Genomic DNA, 22,486 nt, shown 5'->3' on the forward strand with positions numbered 1-22,486 from the left:
ACAGCAATTTGAGCGCTTTTCAACAGATATAAGCTATTCGCTATTTTTGGAGGCGGCTTTATACGCAACTCTAAATACAAGGTTTAAATTCACGAAGCACTATCTTTAAAAAGTTTAATTTTAATAGATTTTTAACAACAATACAGTACAATTTTATTTGCACTTTATAACAGCGTTTCGCTATATTAACAGAAGCACTAACCCTATCCCTTATGAAATACTCAAAAAAAGCATTCATCTCCTCACCTCTCCTGTGGGTGATCGCATTTTTTATGGGAATGGCAGCTTGCCAACCCAAAACAGAAGAGCAGGCTACTGCTGAAGAACGTGAAACCACCACAGAGTCGAAGCTCGAACCGCTCACATCAGAAAATGTGGTGGAGGTACTGACAGCTTATGAAAAAGAGCACCCTGACAGCCTGATTCTCATCAGCACCCGCCACGGTGATATTAAGTTGCGCCTATATCCTGAGACGCCACTGCACCGCGCCAACTTTGTTCGTCTCACCAAAGCGGGCTTCTATGACCAGGGAGAGTTCTACCGTGTCGTCAAAGGCTTTGCTGTGCAGGGCGGCGACTCCGACAACCGCACCATGAAACAGGGCGCCTACAAGATTCCACAAGAGTTCAACCCGAACTACATCCACAAGCGTGGCGCCTTAGCCATGGCACGTTACGGCGACGAACGCAACCCGGATAAGGAGTCTTCCTCACACAACTTTTATATCACATTGGGAGAGCCCAGAACGCTACAGGAACTACGGGCCTATGAGGCGCAGCATAATATGAAGTATACACCGCAGCAGGTGGAGCTCTATACTACCATCGGCGGTGAGCCGGCGCTGGACCAGGAGTACACGGTGTTTGGGGAAGTGATAGAGGGTATGGATGTGATTGACAAAATAGCCGAAGAGCCGGTAGACGGACAAAAATGGCCACTTACCATTGTTCCGCATAAGATCAAGACAATAAACCAATAGGCTATACCTGCCCCAGGTATAAAGAAAATGCCCCGACCTGTATGGCCGGGGCATTTTCTTTTATAATACAGGCATGGCTATACCTTACTGTATCTGACGGTTCTTCACGTAAGTATTCAGCCAGGTATCCATTTCCCACAGCATGTGCAGAATCGATTCACGGGCTGCGTAACCATGGCTTTCGTGCGGCAGGAACACCAGACGCGTGGTGGCGCCGTGGCCTTTGAGGGCATTGTAGAATCGCTCACTCTGGATCGGGAAGGTACCGGAATTGTTATCGGCCTCACCGTGGATCAACAGGATCGGGGTTTTTACTTTGTGTGCGGCAGAGAATGGCGACATACGGTTGTATACCTCCGGGGCCTGCCAGTAAGTACGTTCTTCCTGCTGGAAACCAAACGGCGTCAGCGTACGGTTGTAAGCGCCGCTTCTGGCTATACCTGCGGCAAACAGATCAGAGTGCGCCAGCAAATTACCGGTCATGAAGGCACCGTACGAGTGACCACCTACGGCAATGCGCTTCGGATCAGCCACACCCATGCTCACCGTTTTATCAATAGCGGCTTTGGCGCTGGCCACCAGTTGCTCTACATAGGTGTCGTTTGGCTGGGCATCTCCTTCGCCCACAATCGGGAAGTCCGTGCGATCCAGTACGGCATAGCCTTGCGTTACCCAGAACAGCGGCGAACCAGAACTGATGCGGGTAAACTCGTAAGGAGAGCTCTTCACCTGACCGGCAGCCGCTGCGTTCTTAAACTCACGCGGGTATGCCCACATCAGCATCGGCAGTGGGCCATCGCCCTTCTTGTAATCCTTCGGCAGGTATAGCACGGCTGTCAGCTTCACGCCGTCGTTGCGCTCATACTGCAGCAATTCTTTCTGCACACCTTCCAGCTGCGGATATGGGTGCGGAAATTTCGTCACTTGCGTCAGATGCTTCTTGTTCAGGTCACGCACAAAGTAATTCGGCACCTCCTGCTCTGACTCGCGGCGGGTGATGATGCGCTTGCTGTTCAGGTCGATGATATCAACTGGACGCTCATAATAAGGAGCCTCGGAGCGGAACAGGATCTTCGCTTTTTTAGATTTCAGGTTGAACTCACTCAGGAACGGACGGTTGCCTTCCGGAGACCCACCTTCACTGATCATGTAAATGTTGTCACCTTTCTTGTCGGTCAGCAGCACACTGCGGCCATACTGGTTTTTGGTATACACAGGGCTGCCCGGATCACTGTAGCCGTCCTCGTAAGAACGCTCAATCAACACCGTGCCAGCCTGCGAAGGCTTAGCAGGGTTCACGCGCACGACACGCTCGGTGCGGGTCTTCCAGAGGCGTTCGTTTACCAGGGCCAGGTCATTGTTGCCCCACTGCACGCCACGGTAGCGGTATTTGGTACCAGCTAGTTTAGCGGGCTTCCCGGAGAACGGTGCATCCAGCATGAACACAATGTCACGCTCCGCCACTTCTTTGGTAGCATCGCCACCATCCTGCGCTTCTACCCAGTATAAAGTAGCAGCCTTGTCAGGTCGCCAGTTGTAGCTACGCGGGCCCTTGGCTACGTTATCAAAGCCGATTGGAATGTCTTCAGCCAGCGGCAGTTGGGCCAGTTGCTTCACCACTTTCCCATCACGGCCCCATACCTCCACATTGTAAGGGAAATAGTAGTGCGGCACCAGGTATGAGTAGGGCTTCTGGATGGTTTCTACGAGCAGGTACTGTCCGTCTGGCGACACATCGGCGCTCTTGATAATGCCGGCTTGTCCCACATTCTGCTGCTTTCCGTCCAGACTCACCAGTTTCAGTTGGGTCTGCATGTAATAGTCGAACAGGTGCTCGTCATACTTGTTCTTGAGCAGATCCTGGTAAGTACGCGAAGGGTTCGCCTTACCGATGTTCTCCTGGATGTTCGGCCCGCTTGGCACCAGGTTAGCTTTAGGCATTTCGCCGCGCTTCTCGTCCACAAACTTCACGAGCAAGGACTTGCTATCCGGCATCCACGAAAACGGACGGCCGCTGTACGCGTCGTTGAGCTGTGCTTCGGTTATGTTGCGTGCCTGGCGGTCGGCTATACCTGCCACCCACAGCTCGATGCCGTTGGCCTTGGTGATAGTAAAGGCAATCTGCTTTTCGTCGGGCGACCAGGTCACATAGGAGATCTGAGCGTTTTGCGGAATCCCGCTTACCTCGAACTCCTGCCCGCCATTCACCTGCTTCAGCTTGATGTTGTTGATAAACGAAGCGCGGCTCTGGCCATTTGTGGCGGGGTTGATGCGGAGGCCAGCCAGACGGCTTTCGGGCTGTGCCAGTTCTTCAATGCTAGGGTAACCGGCCCGCTCGAGCAGCAGCATCCAGTCGCCTTTTGAGTTGATACTCACACCCGGCGTGGATGGTGCGTCGATGATAGAGGCGATGGCCTCAGGTGGTCGCTGATAGCCGGTGGTGGCTTGGTTGCCGCCCTGCGCCAAAGCGACAGGAGCCGGGGAGCCTGCCAATAGCAACAGGCTCAGCAGCGAAGCAGCCAGTCGCTTCGAGGTTCTCAGAGTCTTGATGTGCATGTTTCTTTTAAGGTTAAGATAGGTTAGATGTGCGATTAGACAATAAGTGTATCCGAAGGTTTAACTTACTACTGTTATCAGAGAAACACTACTGTTTGATTCTTTTTTTGCTCACGCGCAGGCGCGCACTTTCCCTGCACCCCTATCATAGCCTGAAGTACTCCCGTATGAAAATAGTAGCCGTTCTATATACTTTCTCGATTTCGGACTCCAGGAAGACTACTCCTTGAGTTGTTTTGATTATATTGCATCTGGCTATACCTGGACAAAGCTATCTACACATGAAATTACAGGAGCTTAAATCTTTTACAGGCAAGACTTATCTGACCATCCACTACGATGAGCAAAACAAGTGGGTCTACAATGATTGGATCGGCTACGTAACCCCTGAAAACGTGAAGCAGGGTAGCCTTGCCGTGCTGGAAGCTATAAAGCAGCACAGCGCCGCCTGCGGACTGAATGATAACCGTCACCTGGTGGGGCGCTGGGATGATTCTGTAGAATGGATTGAGGATGTGTGGATACCTGCCGCCGCTGAAGCCGGCCTGCAGTACTATGCGCACGTAGCAAATGAAGATGCTTTTGCAGCCGCCTCTTCATCGAATATGCTAAGCCGGGTGCAAGGCCGGTTTGAGATGCGTATATTTGGGGGTATCAAAGAGGCACGCGATTGGCTTACAGCCTGCCAACAAAAATGAACGGAAGGTATACAGCTTCACGTACATGAACTATTTCACAGCTATTCCTCTTTAAGAGGAAGACAATTCACACGTATACATGAGCAAAGGATTCAACGTACCAGACAAGGTGATTTACGTCTGCACGGGTAGTAAATGCAAGAAAAAGGGTGGCAAAGATATTGGCAAGACGCTGCGCAACATGATCAAGGAGATGGGACTCAAAGGCCAAGTGGAAGTGGTGAAGACCGAATGCACTGACCGCTGCGACTTTGCCCCTGTCATGAGCTTTCAGCCTGACAACGTATGGCTGCACCACACCACGGAAGAGCAGGCTATTCAAACATTCAAGGAGCATACTCTGAAGTCAGACAAACAGGCATAGGGGATTTTAAAGCCTACAGAATACTCGACAATAGGTATGCGCAACAGGTATAACTGCCGGAAATTGCGACTCCTGTTGACTTTTCAGGTATAGAGCATATCAACAAAAAAGCCTTTGGAGCGAATCCAAAGGCTTTTGCTTTTTATAGCGAAGTTCATTAATCCTCGTAAGTGTCTTCGTACGTGATCTTCGGCACACGCTTGTCGATTTCGTACTGGCCTGTACCCTCCTCGCCTATCACATCGAAAAGCTCGAGCGCACGACGGGCCACATATTCTTCCTCGATCTGCTCTTTCAGGAACCACTGCAGGAACGTGAAGGTCACAAAGTCCTTTGACTTCATGCACTTGTCAGCCATGCGGTTGAATGACTGCGTTACGGCGATCTCCTGCTGCAGGGCTTGCTCAAACACGCTTCTGAAAGAGTCGAATTCGATTTGTATACCGGAGATGTCCGGAGATACGGCACGACCGCCCATGTCAGACACGTACTTGAAGAGGCGCAGCATGTGCTCACGCTCTTCGTCAGACTGCTTCTTAAAGTAGCCTGCACTGAAGTCGAAGCCATTGCGGTCGCACCAGGCCGACATGGCCAGGTACATAGACGAAGCCTCAGCTTCCATTTTGATCTGTTCGTTGAGTACTCTCTCTATTTCTTCGGTCAGCGAAGTTCTTAGCCTTAGTAAATCCTTCATAGGTATAGGGGTGTTTTCGTTCTAAATCCGGGGCAAACTCATGTAGAGCCTGCGTCCTTTATTTCTACCATTAAGGTAAGTATAATGTTCTGAAAATGGGTGTACGGAATGAAATATGGAAGAAGTCTAAATAAAAAAAGCACAGCTTGGGGCTGTGCTTACAGGTATAGCTCGTGTTGTGGTGCTAGGCTTCGAGTGGCGTGAGGCACTCGTGCAGCATGCGGTTCAGCTCCAGGCTAAACTTGGCACCTTCCAGCAGGTCGCGCAGGGCGTACAGCTCGGTCAGCGACAGGATAAAGCAGCGCTCACAGCCGCACACCGATACGATCTCGTAATCGGAGGAGCGGGATGGGTTGGCGGCCATCTGCTCCAGGTCAATGCTGGCAACAGCTTGCTTCAAACGTAGAAAAGTGTCTACCTTGAGCACGTTTAGCGCACCGGCGAAGTACAGCATCAGGCGGTTTCTGCGATCGCACTGGAATACGGCTCCGGCTTCGTTTGCATAGATTTCGACCATTTCAGTGGCTGCTGTCATCATCTCCCCGGGCTTTGCTGTAGCTGCTATCATGGTAGTGGCGCTTGTTGTCTTATTTTGAATGACACAAAGGTAAGCCCTATTTAGAATCAGTCCAAATAAATTTAAATGATATTCGTCAACTCTATCTAAAACAGGTATAGCATGAACCAGAAAATAGAAAAAGTAAACCTGGCAGAGAAGTTCGCCCTGATACCCGACCATTGGAATCCGCGCATTGCCGGAGAGCTAAACGGACAGCAGGTGAAGCTGGCCAAGTTCAAGGGCGCTTTTGACTGGCACCACCACGAGCACGAAGACGAGCTGTTTCTGGTCGTGAAAGGAAGTTTCGATATGGAGTTCCGGGACAGGACAATTACGGTGCAGCCCGGCGAGTTTCTGATCGTGCCCCGTGGCGTAGAGCATCGGCCAGTAGCGCATGACGAAGCAGAAGTGCTGCTCTTTGAGCCCGCCTCCACAGTCAATACCGGCAACCTGACCGATAGCGAGCGCACCCGCACTGACCTGGAGCGACTATAGTGCCAGGTATAGCCCCTACCTGATCTTCGCCTTTTTCATAATGGTTTTGAGGTTGAGCCGCACCAGGTCGCCCATGCCCTCGCATTTAAGAAACTCGTCTGAGTTATGATGCTGGGCCAGTTCCTGCTTCAGCTGCTCTATCTTTTCAGGTGTGGAAATAGTATCACCGCGCATACAGTCGATCAGGTCTTTGAGGCGGTAGCGGGCCGTGCGCAGACGCCGGAAAATAAGCGTGCGCTCCTCGTTCTGGTACTGCTTGATCACATCCGGTTTCAGCAGCGTGAGTACCAGGTCCACGATCACGTTATTGTCTTTAAAGAATTGGGGCAGGTACATTGACTTGCGCCCTTCGTAAGATTGCTGGTCAAAGTCGATGGGGCGCACGCGGTACTGCTCATCCTCAAAATCAGGCGTGATATCCACTACATAATTATAAGAGCGCATGTCGCCGAGCAAGCGTACGAAGCATCGTTCGTTAAACTTCACAAACTCCTTGGCAATCCGCACCTTGTTCGTGCCCTTCCTGTTCAGGTACTCCTTTATAAAGAGGTCGCCCGGTATACCTGCAATGTGCTCTTCAATCAGTGTATCGCCATCCACAAGGTAGTTGATGCGGTTTGGTGACAGAATATACTCCAGCTCCAGGCCATAAATGCGGGAGGCATCGGCACGCTTCACATAAAAGTAGTCGTAGTTGTCGTTGAGTTGGTTCATGATCTGCACCCGGAATGGATTGGAATTGCCAAAGGTGCAGTAATCGACCCGCGACACGTACAGGTGCTCCATCACCGACATATCGCCATCGGTTTTGAGCAGGGCGTAGATCTGTGTGAGTCCCTTGCTTAACTCCGCCTGCTCCTGCTGGTCAAACATGATTGTTTCCCAGAGTGTGTCGTGCCCCTTCTTGTCATAGTAAGGGAAAGAGTCGGTGTAGTGGATCAGGTCTTCGTAACGCACCGGCAGTTTCGTCTCCCGGTCGTATTCGTGCAGGTAGTTGCGCAGGCAAGTAGCAATCGGATAAAACTGCTTCTTTTTGGAGATGGAGTTCAAAATGAATGAATAATGAATAGTGAGTAATGAATGATTGGGGAAGAAGGCAGTTATACCTTGGAGACTTATACCTTAAACCTGCTATTCAAGTTTATGATGCAAAGCAGGAATAAATTTTCTTCTTCATCACCCCTTCTAATTATTCATAATTCATTCCTGATTATTCATCATCAGAATCTAGGATTCCAGCAGGTTGTTTTGTCCGAGCACCTGCAGCACTTCATTTTTGTAGAGGCGGCCAATCGGGATTTCGGCTTTACCTACATCGACGGTAGTGGGGGAGAAGGCCTGCACCTTGTCAAGGGAGATGATAAAAGAGCGGTGAATGCGCAGGAACTTGTCCGTCGGCAGCTTCTCCTCCAGAAACGAGATCTTCTGGTACGAGATGATTTCTTTTGTGTCGGTCTTTACCCGGATGTAGTCTTTCAGGCTCTCGATGTAGAGTATATCCGCCAGCATCACCTTCACCATTTTTTTGTCGGCCTTTAAATAGATAAAAGCGTCCCTGAAATCCGGCTCTGCGTGGCTTACCGCTGCGGGTAGGCCTGCTATACCTTTAGGCTCAGCGGGCGTCACCTTGGCTACGGCTTTCAGGAAGCGGTCGAAGGCGATGGGCTTGAGCAGGTAATCCACGGCGTTGAGCTCATAGCTGTCGAGGGCGTAGTCGCGGTAGGCGGTCGTGAAGATCACCTTGGGCGGGTTGGGTATGGACTTCAGAAAATCTATACCTGTGAGCTTAGGCATCTGGATATCGAGAAATATCAGGTCGATGTGCTCGGTTTGCAGGCAATTGTAGGCTTCCACGGCATTGCTGCAGCGGCACACCAGCTCCAGGTTGTCGAGGCGTTCCACAAAAGTCTCCAGCACATCCAGCGCCAGGGGCTCGTCGTCTACTATCAGGCAGCGTAGTTTCATGTTCTATTCAGGTATGGCTTATTCATATTGTGTGTTAGACCGGGCTGATGTGTTGGTTTATACGTTAGCCAGTCACTCCCACATGGGCAGGGCTGTTAAGTTCAAACTATTTACCCCTGTCTCAAGTCCAGCTCCAGGCGCACGGCGTAGCTCTCTGGCTCGTCCTCTACTTCCAGGCTATACCTGTTTTCGTAAAGCAGCTCCAGTCTGCGTCGCACGTTTTTCAGACCTATACCTGATGCAAAATCCCGGTTGCTCTCACTCGCTTTTTCACCGCATTTGCAGTTCTCAACCAGCACAGCCAGTGTATTTCCCTGCACTTTCACGTCTATCCGTATCCAGGCATTCTCTGTCTCGGTGCTCACGCCGTGCTTAAAGGCATTCTCCACAAAAGGCAGCAGCATCATAGGGGCAATCTGCTTGCCAGCTATACCTCCCGACTCGGAATAGGTGATATCCACACGGTCACCGTAGCGAATGCGCTCCAGGGCGATGTAGTTTTGGATGTAGTTCAGTTCCTTTTCCAGCGGCACCTTTGCAGCTGCGGCGTCATAGAGCATATAGTCCATCAGACCCGACAACTTCAGCACCACCTCCGGCGCATTTTCGGACTTACGAAGCGTGAGCGAGTACAGACTATTGAGGGTGTTGAATAGGAAATGTGGGTGGATCTGTCCTTTCAGGAACTTGAGTTCAGCCTCGAGCTTGTCCTGTGCCAGTGACTGCGTGGCCTGCTGATCGCGGTACCAATTTTTGAGCAGGTAAATCGTCGCCGAGATCGATACGAGGTAACCCAGGTTCACGGTATTGCGCACAAAACGGTAGAGCGTCAGGTTGTCGTTGGTGCAGGTGGTGGGGCAGATGAGCGGGTGAATGAGTAATGGCATCAGCACAAACTGCATCAGGATGCCGATGGCCCCCATCATCAGGAGCAGGTATACGAAAAACTCTAGGTAACGCTTCTGCAGCAGGTACTGCGGCATCAGGAAGTACATATTGAAGTAAACCAGCAGCATCTTGAACGGCAGCTCAATGAGTTCGATCATGAAGGCATTGTAGTAGTCGTCGATATAGCTGCCATAGAGCAGGCCGAAAAAACAGACGTATACTGCCCAGAAAAGCAGGTGCAGCAGCAGCCTGTTTTGAGTAATATTACGCACATCGGGCAGACTCCACTCCTTTACCTCCAGTTCGCGCGCTGCGTTCATTTTTACTTCCATGCTGCAAAGTTACGTTTTCTGCGCATCAAGTCCCTAACCGACAGGCGCTTTTAGACGAGCGGCTATACCTGCCACCCGAAGTGCAGCCATCATACCGTGTACAGCCTGCGGGGTGCTATACCTGCTGTAAAGGCATCCGAAACGGTCGCTTGTCTAAAAGTCAGAATTGTGAGTGAAGCAGTGCCTATACTTGCATCACTATCGGGGAATACAGAAGCCCCTTAGTGCTGCATAGAGATTTCTGTAGGCTGTAATAAGGCCGTTGTCAGCAGTGTAGCCTCCGGGCTCATGCCGACAGTGATTTGTTAGAGTGGTAAAAGGCGCTGCCGGTATGGTAGCGCCTTTTTCATTTCCGAGGTATATGATACATCAGAATTATCCATATATTAGTGAAGTGGTATACAGTTTGGATCGGTAACGCTGTAAATATCACTGAAATACACCCTACAAAGTGCAGCGAGTGGGAATAGGTATAGCTGCTTGCAGATAGTTGGCAGCAATGCTAATTAATAGTAACACAGAATTTTAATTATCCAGTCGAGCTTAAAATAGGTAATAACTAAAACTTATCGAAAATGTATGGCTTTGTAAATTCCAATTTAGGCTGGTTCCATTTGGCTGTTGCCTTATTGGCTATGATAGCTGGTGCTTTTGTTCTAGCTGCTAATAAAGGTACAGTACAGCATAAAAGGGTAGGCTATGTTTATATTTTTGCCATGGTTTTAGTTTGTGGGTCTGCACTTGGTATCTACAATTTGACTGGAAGATTTGGGGTGTTTCATATAATGGCTATTGTTAGCTCCCTGACATTGGCATTGGGAATGGCACCCTTGTTTCTTAGGAATCTCCCAAGAAAGTATAAAGCTGTTCATGTTTGGTTTATGTATTATTCAGTCCTAGGGCTCTATGCAGCATTTGCATCAGAGTTAAGTGTGCGGATACCAGATAAGCCTTTCTTTGCCATGGTTGGAATTGCAACTGCCACAATCTTCGGAGTAGGAACTGCTTTTATCCTGAAAAAAGAAAAGATCTGGACCAAATACTTTGAGCAGAAGCTCTACTGCCAACAAAGTGCATAATACACACTTCGGCTACGCCTTACCCACATTATAGCACGAGACGAGACGTTACCCAACACAATCACCTAATCCTTTCACATGAAAACACTCTTTACTCTACTAATCCTACTCACCTGCAGCTGTATCGCTAAGGCCCAGAAGATAGACGCCGAGGCGGCAACACGCTACTTCGAACTGACAGACAGCCTCCGTCAAGGCAGAACTGTAAGCGACGAGCTTTGGAAAAACTTTCTGAGCTTAGAGGGAAACAATCAGTATATCCGGAACCAAGGCTATAACGATAAGTACCTCAACCGCTTCCGCAAGGACATGGAAGTGGTATACATGCCACAGCACGACAGTCTGTTGCAGGAGCGACTGCAAGATCCGCAGCAACACTACAACACGTACCTGATTCACTTTAACAAAGCCAACGAGCCGCAGTTGCGGGAGTACCTGCAAAAGATACTCCATGACCAGGAGGCTTACCTTGCCTCGCTGTATGCGAAGACCTACTCGATGCTGCCAAAGCGCATGCACCACACAAGACCGGAGCTTACGCTATACTTTAACGCATTGGGCAACGACGCAGTGGCCAATCATGGCAATGTAGTCCTGACCCTGTGGGGAACCTATGTGTATGATCGGGAGAATTACGGTATCCTGGGCGGCCATGAACTCCACCACGCAGTCAGAAGCCAAAAGAAATATGCCGTGGCAGAGAAAGACGAAAACCTGCTCCTGATGCTGCAATTGCTGCTGAACGAAGGTGCCCCCGACTTGATCGACAAACACTTTACCATGTCTGAAAACATGCCGGAAGACATGAGATGGGGCAACTATCTATTGCAGCTCGGCGAGACTCAACTGCCAAAGGTAGACGAAGCGATTCGTGAGATGGCGGCAGGCACCAAAGCCTATACCAGCCAGCAAATAAAACAGCAGGTGATCGGCATGAGCGGTCATATACCTGGCTTCTACATGGCCGATGTGATCGCACGCAATGGGTTGAAGAAGAAGCTTATCTCCAACATCGACAATCCCTTTCAGTTTATTTACCTGTACAACAGGGCTGCAAAAAAGGATAAGGCAAAACCGGTGCAGTTCTCAAAGGAGTCGATTGCGTACCTGAAAGAAGTAGAGTCAAGCGCAAAACAGCTTAACTAACCCTAACTATGAAACAGTTTAACTTATTTCTCCTCATGCTCCTCCCCTTTCTGTTCGCCTGTAAAGATGAATGCGAAGGAATAGACTGCCTCTCAGATGAAGCTTTTGCTTTTACGATCAAGTCTGCTGAAAGTGGAGAGGATCTGCTGTTTGGCAGCGACGCGCAGCTTGACTTGGATGATGTGGAGGTATACTATATGCAAAACGGTGCCAGGCAGCCTGTACAGTTTAGAGCTGAGGCCAATTATGTGGTAGTGGCTTTGGCCCCGGAAGTGACGGAATACTACATCACCGCGCTAGACCAGACAGATACGATCAGACTCGCTATATCCAGCATCGGCCCGTCGGAGTGTTGTCCACGCACGCAAAAGGTTGAAGACCTCACTGTCAATAACCAGCCTCCAAATGAAGATAGCTGGGTAATCACACTACAGCGGTAGATTCTCTAATTGCATCCATGTCTAAGTACCTGAGCACTTTCTTAATTTCTCTGATTTCGGTCGGCACGATCGTGGTAGTCGCCTATCTGCTGGGCGTTACTTCCTTTTCATTTGCCTGGGTTTTGAATTTTATGCTGATGATGAGCGTGTCGTCGCTTATGCAAACATTTAAACCTAAGCTGACAGCTACTTATTATAAGCACAAAAACTGGGAAAAGCATGGTGAGGTATACAGCTGGTTAGGCGTCAACACCTTCCGGAAGCTACTGGTATGGGTTGGGTGGGAAAAGCTCCACAAGGCAGCCAACCCCGTTAAGAAAGACCTGCAAGCATTAGAGAAACTCGAATACAATACCCGACAATCAGAATGCGGGCACCTGATCATCTTCTTCATCGTCCTTGGATGCTCTGTATGGGTGGCATTCGACTACGGATTAAAGCAGTCGCTATGGTTGATTGCGTTGAATGTGGTTCTGAACGTATACCCCATCCTGGTGCAGCGTTATAACCGTCCCCGGCTGCAAAGAGCGATCAAAGTACGTGAAAGGTAATTGAGTACCGCCGCAGATACGAATGTTATGCAATAGTATGAACTAACGAAGCATACCCACCAAACAAGGCTTGCCTCCTAAACTCACATCAGCTCCCTGGCCGGGTCCCAAAACAGCTTTTCAAACTCCACCACCTGGTCATTCTCCACTTTCACCCCCTCCTGCTCCAGGCGCTCCTGCATGGCATTGGAAGCTTCGAAATGCTGCTTGCCTGTGAGCATGCCTACCCTGTTGACAACCCGGTGCGCAGGTATGGCGGTGAAAGGCTGTGAGGCGATCAGTGCCCAGCCCACCATGCGGGCTGATCCCTTTGAACCCAGGTAGCTGGCAATGGCCCCATAGGAGGTTACCCGCCCCTCAGGGATCAGCTTAACTACCTCATAGACATCCTCAAAAAAGTTTTTCTTGCTGTCACTCATACCTTTGTACAATTTCTTTTTTTCGTTTTTAAACCTCTGAAGCTGCCGTTTGTCTTACAATAGTGTCTGTTGGTAGAGTTCGTCTACCGCATGCTTTATTATACCATGATAAGCATGTAAATTTAGTCGTTTTTCGATATTGTCTATACGTTAAATACAAACCTTAATTTTATACCTTTGAGGTAAGATCACCTTAATCGAAGTTTAAACTTAAATGAACAAAACTGTCAAAACAATCCTACTCCTGGTAGTTGCCGCTGTTGTTGGTTACCTGCTGTACAATAAAGTGTTTTCTGGTAACGAAACAGCAACAGCAAGCGGGCCTACAGGTGGTCCAATGGCCCAGAAAGTAGCCGTGGATGTATTTGTAGTATCACCTACAGCCTTCCAGAACAAGATCACCTCTACCGGCTCCGTTATACCTAACGAGGACGTGGAGCTGCGCAGCGAAATATCTGGCCGTGTTACCAATATCAATTTCAAAGAAGGTAGCCAGGTAAAAAAAGGACAGTTGCTCATGACAGTGAACGACGCAGACCTGCGTGCTCAGTTAGCCAAGCTACAGTCGAACCAGAAGCTGTACCAGGACATGGAAGAGCGCCAGCGCACCCTGCTCGAAAAAGAATACATCAGCCGCCAGGAGTATGACCAGGTAAGCAACCAGCTGGCAACTGCAACAGCCGATATCCAGGCACTGAAGGCAACACTGGACAAAGCCTATGTACGCGCTCCCTTTGATGGCGTGATTGGTCTGCGTCAGGTGAGTGAGGGCAGCTATGTAACCCCAACCTCCCCTGTTGCCCGCATTGTGGATATCAGCCCTGTTAAAATTGACTTTTCTATACCTGGCCGCTATAGCCAGTCCGTAAAGGTAGGTGACAAGATCACGTTCACCTCCGAAGGCAGCGCAGAGCAGTATGAGGCCCGCGTTTATGCCATACAGCCTAATATCGACCCAGCTACACGCACCCTGCAGCTGCGTGCCCTCTACGAAAACAAGAACCAGGAAATCAAGCCTGGTGCTTTCGTAAAGGTGAGCCTTAGCCTGGAAGATATGGACGAGGCCATTCTTATCCCAACAGAGTCCATCATACCAGAAGCAACGGGCCACAAGATATTCCTGGCTAAGAACGGGAAGGCCCAGCCCAAAATGGTAAAGATTGGCCAACGCTCCGAAACGCTGATTCAGATCATTGAAGGAGTAGAGCCCGGCGACACCATTATCAGCTCGGGTATTTTGCAGACACGCCCCGGTTCTGATTTGAATATCAGAAGAGTAGTAACATCTGGAGATGCACAATAACGTCTGTTGCAGCGTTAGCATGAGTGAGGAGCACATGAACCTTTGTTCTGTCTCCTGGTCTGTATAGTAAAAGAAATTTATGGCAAGTTTATCAAATATAAGTATTAAGCGCCCGGTACTCGCCATCGTGATGAGCATCACGATCATCGTATTCGGTATCATCGGTATCACCTACCTGGGCGTGCGCGAGTATCCAAGCGTGGACCCGCCGATCGTGAACGTATCGACCAGTTATGCCGGTGCCAATGCCGAAACGATCGAGTCGGAGATCACAGAGCCGCTTGAGGAGTCCATCAACGGTATTGCCGGTATACGCACGCTTACATCTTCGAGTAGCGAGGGCAACAGTAACATTACCGTAGAGTTTGACCTGGGCATAGACCTGGAGGCAGCCGCCAACGACGTGCGCGACCGCGTATCGAGAGCGCAGCGCCGCCTGCCAGAGGATGCTGAGCCACCTACTGTATCCAAAGCCGATGCGGATGCCAACCCAATCATTTTCCTGGGTATACGCAGCGAGACACGCTCTTTGCTGGACCTTTCTGATATTGGTCAGAACGTGTTCAAAGAGCAGTTGCAGACAATACCGGGTGTGAGTGCCATCAACATCTGGGGTGACAAGCGCTATTCCATGCGCCTCTGGATGGACCCTGACAAGCTTTCTGCTCTGCAGGTTACTCCGCTGGAAGTACGCGACGCACTGGCCCGCCAGAACGTGGAGCTGCCATCAGGTAGTATCGAAGGCGCTACAACAGAGCTTTCAGTGAGAACCATGGGCCGTATCTCTACGCCTGAAGAATTCAACAACTTAGTAGTGCGTGAAGACGCCAACCGCCTGATCCGCTTCCGCGACATCGGCTACGCACAGCTGTCCCCTGAAAACGAGAAGACGGTACTGCGCTACAATGGCGTACCTATGATCGGTGTCGTGATCATTCCGCAGCCGGGCACAAACCAGGTAGAAATCGCTGACGAGTTCTACCGCCGACTGGAATTCATCAAAAAAGACATTCCGGAAGATCTGGAGCTCACCATTGGCTTTGACAACTCGAAATATGTAAGAGCTTCCATTGCGGAGGTGAAGGAAACCATTTTCATCGCCTTCGGTCTGGTAGTGGTGATCATCTTCCTCTTCCTGCGTGACTGGCGCTCTACCATCATTCCGGTAGTGGCTATACCTGTTTCGCTGATCGGTGCCTTCTTTATCATGTACCTGATGAACTTCTCCATCAACGTGCTCACTTTGCTGGGTATCGTACTGGCCATTGGTCTGGTAGTGGATGATGCCATCGTAATGCTCGAGAACATCTACTCCCGTATAGAGGACGGGCAGGAACCGATGAAGGCGGCCAAGAAAGGGGCCGGGGAAATATACTTTGCCATTATCTCCACTACCATTGCGCTGGCGGCGGTATTTATGCCGGTTGCCTTCCTCGAAGACACGACCGGTCGTCTCTTCCGCGAGTTTGGTATCGTGGTGGCAGGTTCTGTTATCATTTCCTCCTTCGTCTCGCTCACGCTAACGCCGATGATGTCATCGCGCATGCTGAAGCGCCGCGATAGGCCAAACTGGTTCTACCGCAAAACGGAGCCTTTCTTTGCAGGATTGACGAATGCCTACAGAAGCAGTCTGAATAGCTTCCTGACCTACCGCTGGGTGGCCTTTGTGCTGGTCATCTTATCGGCTGGCATTATCTGGTGGCAGTTCTCCACCATGCGCTCAGAGTTGACGCCAGATGAAGACAGAAGTGGTCTTCGTATTCAAACCACTGGTCCTGAAGGAGCTTCCTTCGAGTTTATGGACAGGTATATGAACGAGCTTTCGGCCCTTGTAAACGACTCGGTACAGGGCATTAGCAGTATGACCACCATGACGCGTAACTCCAACTCAGGTTTCATACGCCTGCGCCTGGTAGACCCACAAGACCGTGATAAATCGCAGCAGCAGATTGTAGAGGAGCTTCCCGCCCTGCTCAACCAGATACCAGGTGCCCGTGCTTTCGCTGCTGGTGACAAAGGCCTTGGTGGTGGACGTGGTGCTGGACAGCCGGTATCGTATGTGGTGCAGGCCCAGAGTATGGCCAAGCTGCGTGAGATCATCCCTCCATTCCTGGAGGCAGCCCGCCAGAGTCCGGAGTTTAACTTTGTGGATGTAAACCTGAAGTTCAACAAGCCTGAACTGCGTGTAGAGATTGACCGCGAGAAAGCCCTGTCGATGGGTGTAAGCGTACGCGACGTGGCCCAAACCATGCAGCTTGGCCTGAGCGGTCAGCGCTTCGGCTATTTTGTGCGCGGCGGCAAGCAGTACCAGATCCTGGGACAGGTAGCCCGTGAGAACCGCAGTGAGCCGCTTGACCTGCGTAGCCTCTACGTGAAGAACAATGCAGGTGAACTAATCCAGCTAGACAACCTGATCGAGCTAAAAGAAGAAAGCTCTTCGCCTCAGATCTACCGCTTCAACCGTTTTGCCGCAGCCACCTTCAGTGCCACCCTTAATAAGGGCTATACCATTGGTGATGGTATAGAGGCCATGGACGTTATCGCCAAAGATGTGCTGGACGAGACATTCCAGACTTCCCTTACCGGGCAGTCCAGAGACTTCCAGGAAAGTTCGGGCAGCTTGATGTTCGCCTTCCTGCTCGCCCTCGGTCTGATATACCTGGCCCTGGCAGCACAGTTCGAAAGCTTCCGCGACCCGATCATTATCATGTTCACGGTGCCTCTGGCCCTGGCGGGTGCTATGCTGAGCTTGTGGTACTTCGACCAGACACTCAACATCTTCAGCCAGATTGGTATGATCATGCTGGTAGGTCTCGTAACCAAGAACGGTATCCTGCTGGTGGAATTTGCCAACCAGAAAAAGGAACAGGGACTGACCAAGCTGGAAGCAGCCCGTGAAGCCGCTGTATCCCGTTTCCGCCCTATCCTGATGACGAGTTTGTCCACGATCCTGGGTACTTTGCCAATCGCATTGGCCTTGGGTGCTGGTTCTGAGAGCCGTGTTTCGATGGGTATAGCCGTGGTGGGTGGTTTGATCTTCGCCACCGGTCTGACACTGTACATCATTCCAGCTATCTACTCGTTCTTCTCATCTGCTGAAGCAAACCTTGCCCTGATGTCAGACAAAGACGAGGAGGAAGAGCTGGAACGCAGAAAAGAGCGCAAGCAGGAAAGAGAGCCTGTTCTAAGCAAATAATATCTGAAATCTAATCTTTGACGCTAAGATTTAAACTTTTGCATTCTAATATAATGTCCCCACTTAGAGTTGCAGCACTGTTCCTACTCGGAGTAGTGCTGCTCTTCCCTAACAAACTTGCCGCGCAGGAGCAGCTTTCGCTGCAAGATGCCGTTCGCATTGGGCTTCAAAACAACTACGACATCCAGATTGCCACCCGACAGGAGGCCATTGCCGAAAACAACGTGACCCGTGGCAATGCTGGCTTTCTTCCGAATGTGGACGCTCGTGGAGGCCGTACCTTTAGTGAGAACAACTCCCGCCAGTCCTTTCAGACAGGCCCGGACCGTACACGTAACGGTGCCAGCTCCAACAACATCAACGGAAGCATCAACCTGAACTGGACCATCTTCGACGGTATGGGTATGTTTATCAACTATGAACGTCTGAAAGCACTCGAGAAGTCCGGCATCTTGTTTACCCGCGAGACAGTGCAAAACACACTTGCCGCTATTTCTGACAACTATTTTGAGGTGGTGCGCCAGTCAGAAAAGATGCAGGCCATTGAAGACGCTATTGCCATCTCGCAGGCGCGGGTGGACATAGCCCAGGCACAGTACGAAGTGGGCGTGAGCGCCAAGGTGGAGATCTTGCGCGCGCAGGTAGATTTTAACACAGACCGCTCAGAGCTACTGGTGCAGCAGGAAGCGCTGCAGAATGCAAAGATCAACCTGAACCAACTGCTCAGCCGTGACCCGGATATCGATTTTGTTGTGATAGACTCGATCGTAGTAGACCCGAACCTGAGCTATAAGAATACGGATGCAGGTATGCTGGCTAACAACCCACTTCTGGAGCGTCTGAAAATTAACCGGGAGATTGCCAACTTGGATATCAAAGCCGTTCGCGCCAGCCGCTTCCCTGTGATCGGTGTGGTAGGCGCCTATAACTTCAACCGCTCAGAGAACGAGCCCCTGAATGAATTCTCGCCCCTGTTTAACCAGAACCGTGGTTATAACTATGGCCTGAGTGTTAGCCTGCCTATCTTCAACGGGCTTAACATTAACCGGATGGCACAGAATGCCCGCATAAACCTGGAATCGGCCAACCTGGAGTACCAGCGTCAGCAGAACCTGCTGGATGCCGCATTGGCAAGGGCGTATAGCCAGTACAGCAACCGCCTGCAGCTGCTGCAACTAGAGGAAACAAACCTGAAATTGGCACAGGAGAATGCCGCCATTGCCCTGGAGCGCTATCGTCTGGGTCTTTTGACGGCTATTGAGCTACGGGAAGCGCAGCGTAACCAACTTGTAGCAGAAAACCGCCTGATCGATATCCAGTTCCAGGCAAAGGCTGCTGAAACAGAACTGAAACGCATCAGCAGCACACTGCTGCAGGACAGTAATTAACCACCATACCATTAGGTATATATTGTAACCATCAGATAAAAGTATAGCCCAGGCTATACTTTTATCATTTAGGGCAGTATCTTAGCACTACACCCACTGTCACCACACCGCCTGCATGGAACAGGAACTCTTCCAAGTACTTGCTATTTCACTGGGATTAGGCCTGTTGGTAGGCCTTCAGCGCCAGCATGATAATGCACAGATTGCCGGTATACGTACCTTCCCCCTCATTACACTTTTTGGTAGCCTTACAGCCTTAATGGCTCAGCAACTTGGTGGCTGGATCGTGGGGGCCGGACTATTGGCTACTGCGGCCATTGTGGTAGCGGCTAATCTGCTGAAAAAGAGGGAGCCTATACCTGATATAGGTCAGACAACAGAGGCTGCTCTCCTGCTGATGTATGTAATCGGCGCATACCTGGTGTTCGGCAGCAAAACAGTAGCCGTAGCCCTGGGTGCCACCGTAGCGGTATTGCTACACCTGAAAGCTACCCTGCACGGAATCGTGGCCCGCATCGGCCAGCAGGACCTGACAGCCATCATGCAGTTTGTCGTGATCTCCCTTGTCATCCTGCCGATACTCCCGAATACAGAATATGGACCTTACCAGGTACTGAACCCGCACAACATCTGGCTGATGGTAGTACTGATTGTTGGCATCGGTCTGCTGGGCTATTTTGTCTATAAAATATTCGGTAACAGAGCAGGCACCTTTCTGGGTGGTGTGCTCGGTGGACTTATTTCCAGCACAGCTACCACCGTAAGCTACGCCCGCCGAACCAAAAATGCGAAGGGCAGTGGGCAAATGGCTGCGATTGTTATTTTCATCGCCTCCACAGTTTCCTTCATCCGCATTCTGACGGAGGTTGTCATTGTAGCGCCAACTACCCTGCCTGCGGTAGCTCCTCCCCTACTAGCGGTTATTGCGCTCATGGTCGTGACAGGCCTGGTAGCTTACTTCGCTAACAAGGAGGAAAGCGACCAGATGCCTGAGCAGGAAAACCCGGCGCAGCTTAAGGCAGCCCTTGTCTTCGGCGCTGTCTACGGACTCGTAATCCTGGCGACTGCTGCCGCTGCAGACTACCTGGGGGACAGCGGTCTTTACATTGTCGCCATCATTTCGGGCCTGACCGATGTAGATGCCATTACTCTCTCTACTTCCAGACTGATGAACCTGGGCAACCTGTCCCCTGAAAGTGGCTGGCGCGTGATCCTGGTGGCCGGACTTTCCAACATTGCCTTCAAAGGTGCCCTGGTTGGCTTTTTAGGAAACAAAGGATTGCTCGCTAAAATATCGCTCTTGTTTGGCATTGTGCTGCTGGGCGGACTTCTGGTGCTGTGGTGGTGGCCTGAAGGCTATACCCTGCAGGTATAAGCGGCAGCACCCCATGCTGCCTCCTCACCGACTCCTGATGGATGCGGTCGAACAGCTGCGTGATAAACTCCTCATTGAGATTCTTGCTCGAGGCAAGGCTGGCGTGCTTTTCCAGGAGCTCTGCCCATCTTTCTTCCTGGAGCACAGCCATGCCATGCTGCATTTTATACAGGCCTATTTCAGCGGCAACCTGCATGCGGTAGCTCAGCAGGTCAATTAGTTGCTCATCAATGTAATCAATGGAGTGGCGCATGTCGCTCAGATCAGCAGCCGATCTGGTATTAGCGTCCAGTGGACGACCGCGCAGCTTCGCCAGTAGTTCTGTGAGCGCCTGTGGGCTTATCTGCTGAGCAGCATCACTCCAGGCAGCTTCCGGCTTTATGTGCGTTTCTATCATCAGGCCGTCCATGTGCAGCGCCAGTGCTGTTTCGGCTATACCTGCCAGCAATTGACGGTTACCGGCAATGTGGCTGGGGTCGTTGATCAGCATCAGGTCAGGGCGCAGCTCCTTCAGAGTCATGGGCATGTTCCACTCTGGATTGTTGCGGTACACGGATTTGCCCAGCGGCGAGATGCCCCGGTGTATGGCACCAATCTGACTTATACCTGCTTTCTCCAATCGTTCTATGGCTCCCAGCCACAGTTGCACATCCGGGTTAACAGGATTTTTGACCAACACTGGTATATCCACCCCTTTCAGGGCATCTGCAATTTCCTGCACGGCAAATGGATTGGCCGTGGTGCGTGCACCAACCCACAGCACATCAATGCCATGCTGCAGACACTGCTCTACATGCAAGGTATTGGCTACTTCTGTTGCTACACGCAAGCCCGTCTCCTGTTGCACCCGCTTCAGCCAGGCAAGCCCGGGCGTACCTACTCCCTCAAAAGAGCCCGGGCGTGTTCTTGGTTTCCAGATGCCAGCCCTGAAAATACTTACTCCTGCGTCCTTCAGCTGGTGGGCGGTGGCCAGCACCTGCTCTTCTGTTTCAGCGCTGCAAGGTCCCGCTATAATGAGCGGCTGTTCGTGGGTGTTTAGTTTACCTACAGATTTCATATTCATATTAGTTTGAGCGATCGTAATTCCGTCTTTCATAGCTTTCGTTCCGGAGCTTTGGATGCGTGTTGATGGATTGAACATAATCATTCAGTTATAGCGTATGCGCTGTGTATTTCCCCAGCAATTGAATGGATACAGCAAGTGCTTCGATGTCAGAGAGCAGTTTATCCAGCTGCCCTACTTCTTCAAAGCGCAGGTCCAGATAGTAGCGATAATGCCATGGCTGACCAGGTATAGTCACCGACTCGATTTTAGCAAGATGTATGTGCCGCTCGTGCAGCAGTGTCATGGCTTGTGTAAAAGCCTCTGGATCCGATTTCAACACCAGGCAGATAGAAGCCTTATTGCAGGCAGTGACCGTCTGCGGTAACCTGTCCAATATTAAAAAGCGGGTATAGTTTTGCTTGCTCGCTTCGATCTCTTTGCCGAGCACGATCAGGCCGTTTCGGGCGATGGCCAGCGCGCTGCCGATGGCCGCTATCTCTGTGGAGCCTGTTATGGCCACATCCCGTATGCTCAGCGCCGTGTCCTCCGACTCGATCAGCTCAACCTCGGGGTAAGCTTCGAAGAAGGGCCGACACTGGTTAAGGGCCATGTAGTGGGAGTATACCTTGCGGATGCTCTGAAGCGACGATCCGGGCACCCCGCCCAGATGCTGGCGAATACGCATGATCACTTCGTCGCTGATCCAAAGTTGCTGCTCCCTGATCAGTTCCAGGTTAGGTTGTATAGTGCCTGAGATGGTATTCTCTATTGCCATGATGCCTTTGTCAGCCAAGCCGGAGGCAACTGCTGCTGTCAGTTCCCGGAAAGTAAGGCAAGGCACTATCTCGATAGGTTCGTGGCTGAACCGAAGTCTGGCAGCCTCTTCATGAAATGCTCCCGCTATACCTTGAATTGCGATTTTCATATGAATCAAAAAAAAAAGCGCCCCGAAGAAATACTCCGAGGCGCTGGTGATAACTTACTTTAAAGTATAATCAATACAGCCCCGGGCG

General features: G+C 50.8%; 21 protein-coding genes. 12 read left to right on the top strand and 9 right to left on the bottom strand.

The annotated features are described in order from the left end of the window. The first annotated feature begins 212 nt into the window (after positions 1-212). Entirely contained in the window at positions 213-980 is a 768-nt protein-coding gene (locus Q1A54_RS09405; RefSeq protein ID WP_299987031.1) for a peptidylprolyl isomerase, read from the top strand. Between the two features lie 84 nt (positions 981-1,064). On the opposite strand, the gene Q1A54_RS09410 is transcribed toward Q1A54_RS09405, so the two are convergent. Then, positions 1,065-3,536, bottom strand: coding sequence for a prolyl oligopeptidase family serine peptidase (locus Q1A54_RS09410; protein ID WP_299987033.1), 2,472 nt, complete (start codon positions 3,534-3,536; stop codon positions 1,065-1,067). A 281-nt stretch (positions 3,537-3,817) separates the two neighbouring features. Here Q1A54_RS09410 and Q1A54_RS09415 point away from each other — a divergent pair, with 281 nt between their 5' ends. Together Q1A54_RS09415 and Q1A54_RS09420 are read left to right on the top strand one after the other, a co-directional pair. After that, positions 3,818-4,234 (top strand): STAS/SEC14 domain-containing protein, encoded by a 417-nt coding sequence (locus Q1A54_RS09415; protein WP_299987035.1) that lies wholly within the window; start codon positions 3,818-3,820, stop codon positions 4,232-4,234. A gap of 79 nt (positions 4,235-4,313) precedes the next feature. After that, entirely contained in the window at positions 4,314-4,598 is a 285-nt protein-coding gene (locus Q1A54_RS09420; protein WP_299987037.1) for a (2Fe-2S) ferredoxin domain-containing protein, read from the top strand. Positions 4,599-4,755: 157 nt separating this feature from the next. Here Q1A54_RS09420 and Q1A54_RS09425 read toward each other — a convergent pair whose 3' ends face one another. Beyond that, positions 4,756-5,292 (bottom strand): ferritin, encoded by a 537-nt coding sequence (locus Q1A54_RS09425; RefSeq protein WP_196118466.1) that lies wholly within the window; start codon positions 5,290-5,292, stop codon positions 4,756-4,758. Positions 5,293-5,476: 184 nt separating this feature from the next. After that, entirely contained in the window at positions 5,477-5,860 is a 384-nt protein-coding gene (locus tag Q1A54_RS09430; protein WP_299987039.1) for a hypothetical protein, read from the bottom strand. Positions 5,861-5,971: 111 nt separating this feature from the next. On the opposite strand from Q1A54_RS09430, the gene Q1A54_RS09435 reads away from it, so the two are divergent. Continuing rightward, positions 5,972-6,346 (top strand): cupin domain-containing protein, encoded by a 375-nt coding sequence (locus Q1A54_RS09435; RefSeq protein ID WP_299987041.1) that lies wholly within the window; start codon positions 5,972-5,974, stop codon positions 6,344-6,346. Positions 6,347-6,361: 15 nt separating this feature from the next. Here Q1A54_RS09435 and Q1A54_RS09440 read toward each other — a convergent pair whose 3' ends face one another. The 3 genes from Q1A54_RS09440 to Q1A54_RS09450 form a co-directional block, all read right to left on the bottom strand. After that, the gene (locus Q1A54_RS09440) at positions 6,362-7,396 is read right to left on the bottom strand and encodes a hypothetical protein (protein ID WP_299987043.1); all 1,035 of its coding nucleotides are present in this window, start codon (positions 7,394-7,396) and stop codon (positions 6,362-6,364) included. 177 nt (positions 7,397-7,573) lie between these two features. Then, positions 7,574-8,311 carry a LytTR family DNA-binding domain-containing protein gene (locus Q1A54_RS09445; protein ID WP_299987045.1) on the bottom strand — a complete coding sequence of 246 codons (738 nt, stop codon included), beginning with the start codon at positions 8,309-8,311 and terminating at the stop codon, positions 7,574-7,576. Between the two features lie 110 nt (positions 8,312-8,421). Continuing rightward, entirely contained in the window at positions 8,422-9,531 is a 1,110-nt protein-coding gene (locus Q1A54_RS09450; RefSeq protein ID WP_196118454.1) for a histidine kinase, read from the bottom strand. Between the two features lie 575 nt (positions 9,532-10,106). Between Q1A54_RS09450 and Q1A54_RS09455 the strand changes: the two genes are divergently transcribed. From Q1A54_RS09455 to Q1A54_RS09470, 4 genes are all read left to right on the top strand, one after another. Continuing rightward, entirely contained in the window at positions 10,107-10,610 is a 504-nt protein-coding gene (locus tag Q1A54_RS09455; protein WP_299987048.1) for a DUF2306 domain-containing protein, read from the top strand. A gap of 78 nt (positions 10,611-10,688) precedes the next feature. Then, positions 10,689-11,756 carry a DUF5700 domain-containing putative Zn-dependent protease gene (locus Q1A54_RS09460; protein ID WP_299987050.1) on the top strand — a complete coding sequence of 356 codons (1,068 nt, stop codon included), beginning with the start codon at positions 10,689-10,691 and terminating at the stop codon, positions 11,754-11,756. An 8-nt stretch (positions 11,757-11,764) separates the two neighbouring features. Then, a complete protein-coding gene (locus Q1A54_RS09465) occupies positions 11,765-12,196 on the top strand; it encodes a hypothetical protein (RefSeq protein WP_299987052.1) in 432 nt (143 codons plus the stop codon). Between the two features lie 17 nt (positions 12,197-12,213). Further along, positions 12,214-12,747, top strand: a complete 534-nt coding sequence (locus tag Q1A54_RS09470) for a hypothetical protein (RefSeq protein WP_299987053.1) — start codon at positions 12,214-12,216, stop codon at positions 12,745-12,747. An 83-nt stretch (positions 12,748-12,830) separates the two neighbouring features. On the opposite strand, the gene Q1A54_RS09475 is transcribed toward Q1A54_RS09470, so the two are convergent. Further along, positions 12,831-13,166 carry an MGMT family protein gene (locus Q1A54_RS09475; RefSeq protein ID WP_196118439.1) on the bottom strand — a complete coding sequence of 112 codons (336 nt, stop codon included), beginning with the start codon at positions 13,164-13,166 and terminating at the stop codon, positions 12,831-12,833. Between the two features lie 214 nt (positions 13,167-13,380). On the opposite strand from Q1A54_RS09475, the gene Q1A54_RS09480 reads away from it, so the two are divergent. The 4 genes from Q1A54_RS09480 (at position 13,381) to Q1A54_RS09495 (ending at position 20,428) form a co-directional block, all read left to right on the top strand. Next, positions 13,381-14,469: an efflux RND transporter periplasmic adaptor subunit gene (locus tag Q1A54_RS09480; RefSeq protein ID WP_299987054.1), complete on the top strand. Its 1,089-nt coding sequence runs from the start codon at positions 13,381-13,383 to the stop codon at positions 14,467-14,469. 79 nt (positions 14,470-14,548) lie between these two features. Further along, entirely contained in the window at positions 14,549-17,665 is a 3,117-nt protein-coding gene (locus Q1A54_RS09485) for an efflux RND transporter permease subunit (RefSeq protein WP_196118434.1), read from the top strand. A 53-nt stretch (positions 17,666-17,718) separates the two neighbouring features. Then, positions 17,719-19,053: a TolC family protein gene (locus Q1A54_RS09490; protein ID WP_196118432.1), complete on the top strand. Its 1,335-nt coding sequence runs from the start codon at positions 17,719-17,721 to the stop codon at positions 19,051-19,053. A 115-nt stretch (positions 19,054-19,168) separates the two neighbouring features. Further along, the gene (locus tag Q1A54_RS09495; protein WP_196118430.1) at positions 19,169-20,428 is read left to right on the top strand and encodes an MgtC/SapB family protein; all 1,260 of its coding nucleotides are present in this window, start codon (positions 19,169-19,171) and stop codon (positions 20,426-20,428) included. On the opposite strand, the gene Q1A54_RS09500 is transcribed toward Q1A54_RS09495, so the two are convergent. Both Q1A54_RS09500 and Q1A54_RS09505 read right to left on the bottom strand, forming a co-directional pair. Further along, a complete protein-coding gene (locus tag Q1A54_RS09500) occupies positions 20,340-21,524 on the bottom strand; it encodes a bifunctional 3-deoxy-7-phosphoheptulonate synthase/chorismate mutase type II (protein ID WP_299987057.1) in 1,185 nt (394 codons plus the stop codon). The genes Q1A54_RS09495 and Q1A54_RS09500 overlap by 89 nt on opposite strands. Positions 21,525-21,579: 55 nt before the next feature. Beyond that, complete coding sequence (locus Q1A54_RS09505; RefSeq protein WP_196118428.1) at positions 21,580-22,398, bottom strand: prephenate dehydratase domain-containing protein; 819 nt, start codon at positions 22,396-22,398, stop codon at positions 21,580-21,582. Between the last annotated feature and the right edge of the window lie 88 nt (positions 22,399-22,486).

It is taken from the genome of uncultured Pontibacter sp. (assembly GCF_947502515.1).
Lineage (GTDB): Bacteria > Bacteroidota > Bacteroidia > Cytophagales > Hymenobacteraceae > Pontibacter.

Coding starts and splice junctions, on each gene's coding strand:
- Q1A54_RS09490 (WP_196118432.1), top strand. CDS start 17,719: ATGTCCCCACTTAGAGTTGCAGCACTGTTCCTACTCGGAGTAGTGCTG.
- Q1A54_RS09415 (WP_299987035.1), top strand. CDS start 3,818: ATGAAATTACAGGAGCTTAAATCTTTTACAGGCAAGACTTATCTGACC.
- Q1A54_RS09425 (WP_196118466.1), bottom strand. CDS start 5,292: ATGAAGGATTTACTAAGGCTAAGAACTTCGCTGACCGAAGAAATAGAG.
- Q1A54_RS09420 (WP_299987037.1), top strand. CDS start 4,314: ATGAGCAAAGGATTCAACGTACCAGACAAGGTGATTTACGTCTGCACG.
- Q1A54_RS09495 (WP_196118430.1), top strand. CDS start 19,169: ATGGAACAGGAACTCTTCCAAGTACTTGCTATTTCACTGGGATTAGGC.
- Q1A54_RS09465 (WP_299987052.1), top strand. CDS start 11,765: ATGAAACAGTTTAACTTATTTCTCCTCATGCTCCTCCCCTTTCTGTTC.
- Q1A54_RS09485 (WP_196118434.1), top strand. CDS start 14,549: ATGGCAAGTTTATCAAATATAAGTATTAAGCGCCCGGTACTCGCCATC.
- Q1A54_RS09460 (WP_299987050.1), top strand. CDS start 10,689: ATGAAAACACTCTTTACTCTACTAATCCTACTCACCTGCAGCTGTATC.
- Q1A54_RS09505 (WP_196118428.1), bottom strand. CDS start 22,398: ATGAAAATCGCAATTCAAGGTATAGCGGGAGCATTTCATGAAGAGGCT.
- Q1A54_RS09430 (WP_299987039.1), bottom strand. CDS start 5,860: ATGATAGCAGCTACAGCAAAGCCCGGGGAGATGATGACAGCAGCCACT.
- Q1A54_RS09500 (WP_299987057.1), bottom strand. CDS start 21,524: ATGAAAGACGGAATTACGATCGCTCAAACTAATATGAATATGAAATCT.
- Q1A54_RS09450 (WP_196118454.1), bottom strand. CDS start 9,531: ATGGAAGTAAAAATGAACGCAGCGCGCGAACTGGAGGTAAAGGAGTGG.
- Q1A54_RS09405 (WP_299987031.1), top strand. CDS start 213: ATGAAATACTCAAAAAAAGCATTCATCTCCTCACCTCTCCTGTGGGTG.
- Q1A54_RS09435 (WP_299987041.1), top strand. CDS start 5,972: ATGAACCAGAAAATAGAAAAAGTAAACCTGGCAGAGAAGTTCGCCCTG.
- Q1A54_RS09475 (WP_196118439.1), bottom strand. CDS start 13,166: ATGAGTGACAGCAAGAAAAACTTTTTTGAGGATGTCTATGAGGTAGTT.
- Q1A54_RS09470 (WP_299987053.1), top strand. CDS start 12,214: ATGTCTAAGTACCTGAGCACTTTCTTAATTTCTCTGATTTCGGTCGGC.
- Q1A54_RS09455 (WP_299987048.1), top strand. CDS start 10,107: ATGTATGGCTTTGTAAATTCCAATTTAGGCTGGTTCCATTTGGCTGTT.
- Q1A54_RS09410 (WP_299987033.1), bottom strand. CDS start 3,536: ATGCACATCAAGACTCTGAGAACCTCGAAGCGACTGGCTGCTTCGCTG.
- Q1A54_RS09480 (WP_299987054.1), top strand. CDS start 13,381: ATGAACAAAACTGTCAAAACAATCCTACTCCTGGTAGTTGCCGCTGTT.
- Q1A54_RS09445 (WP_299987045.1), bottom strand. CDS start 8,311: ATGAAACTACGCTGCCTGATAGTAGACGACGAGCCCCTGGCGCTGGAT.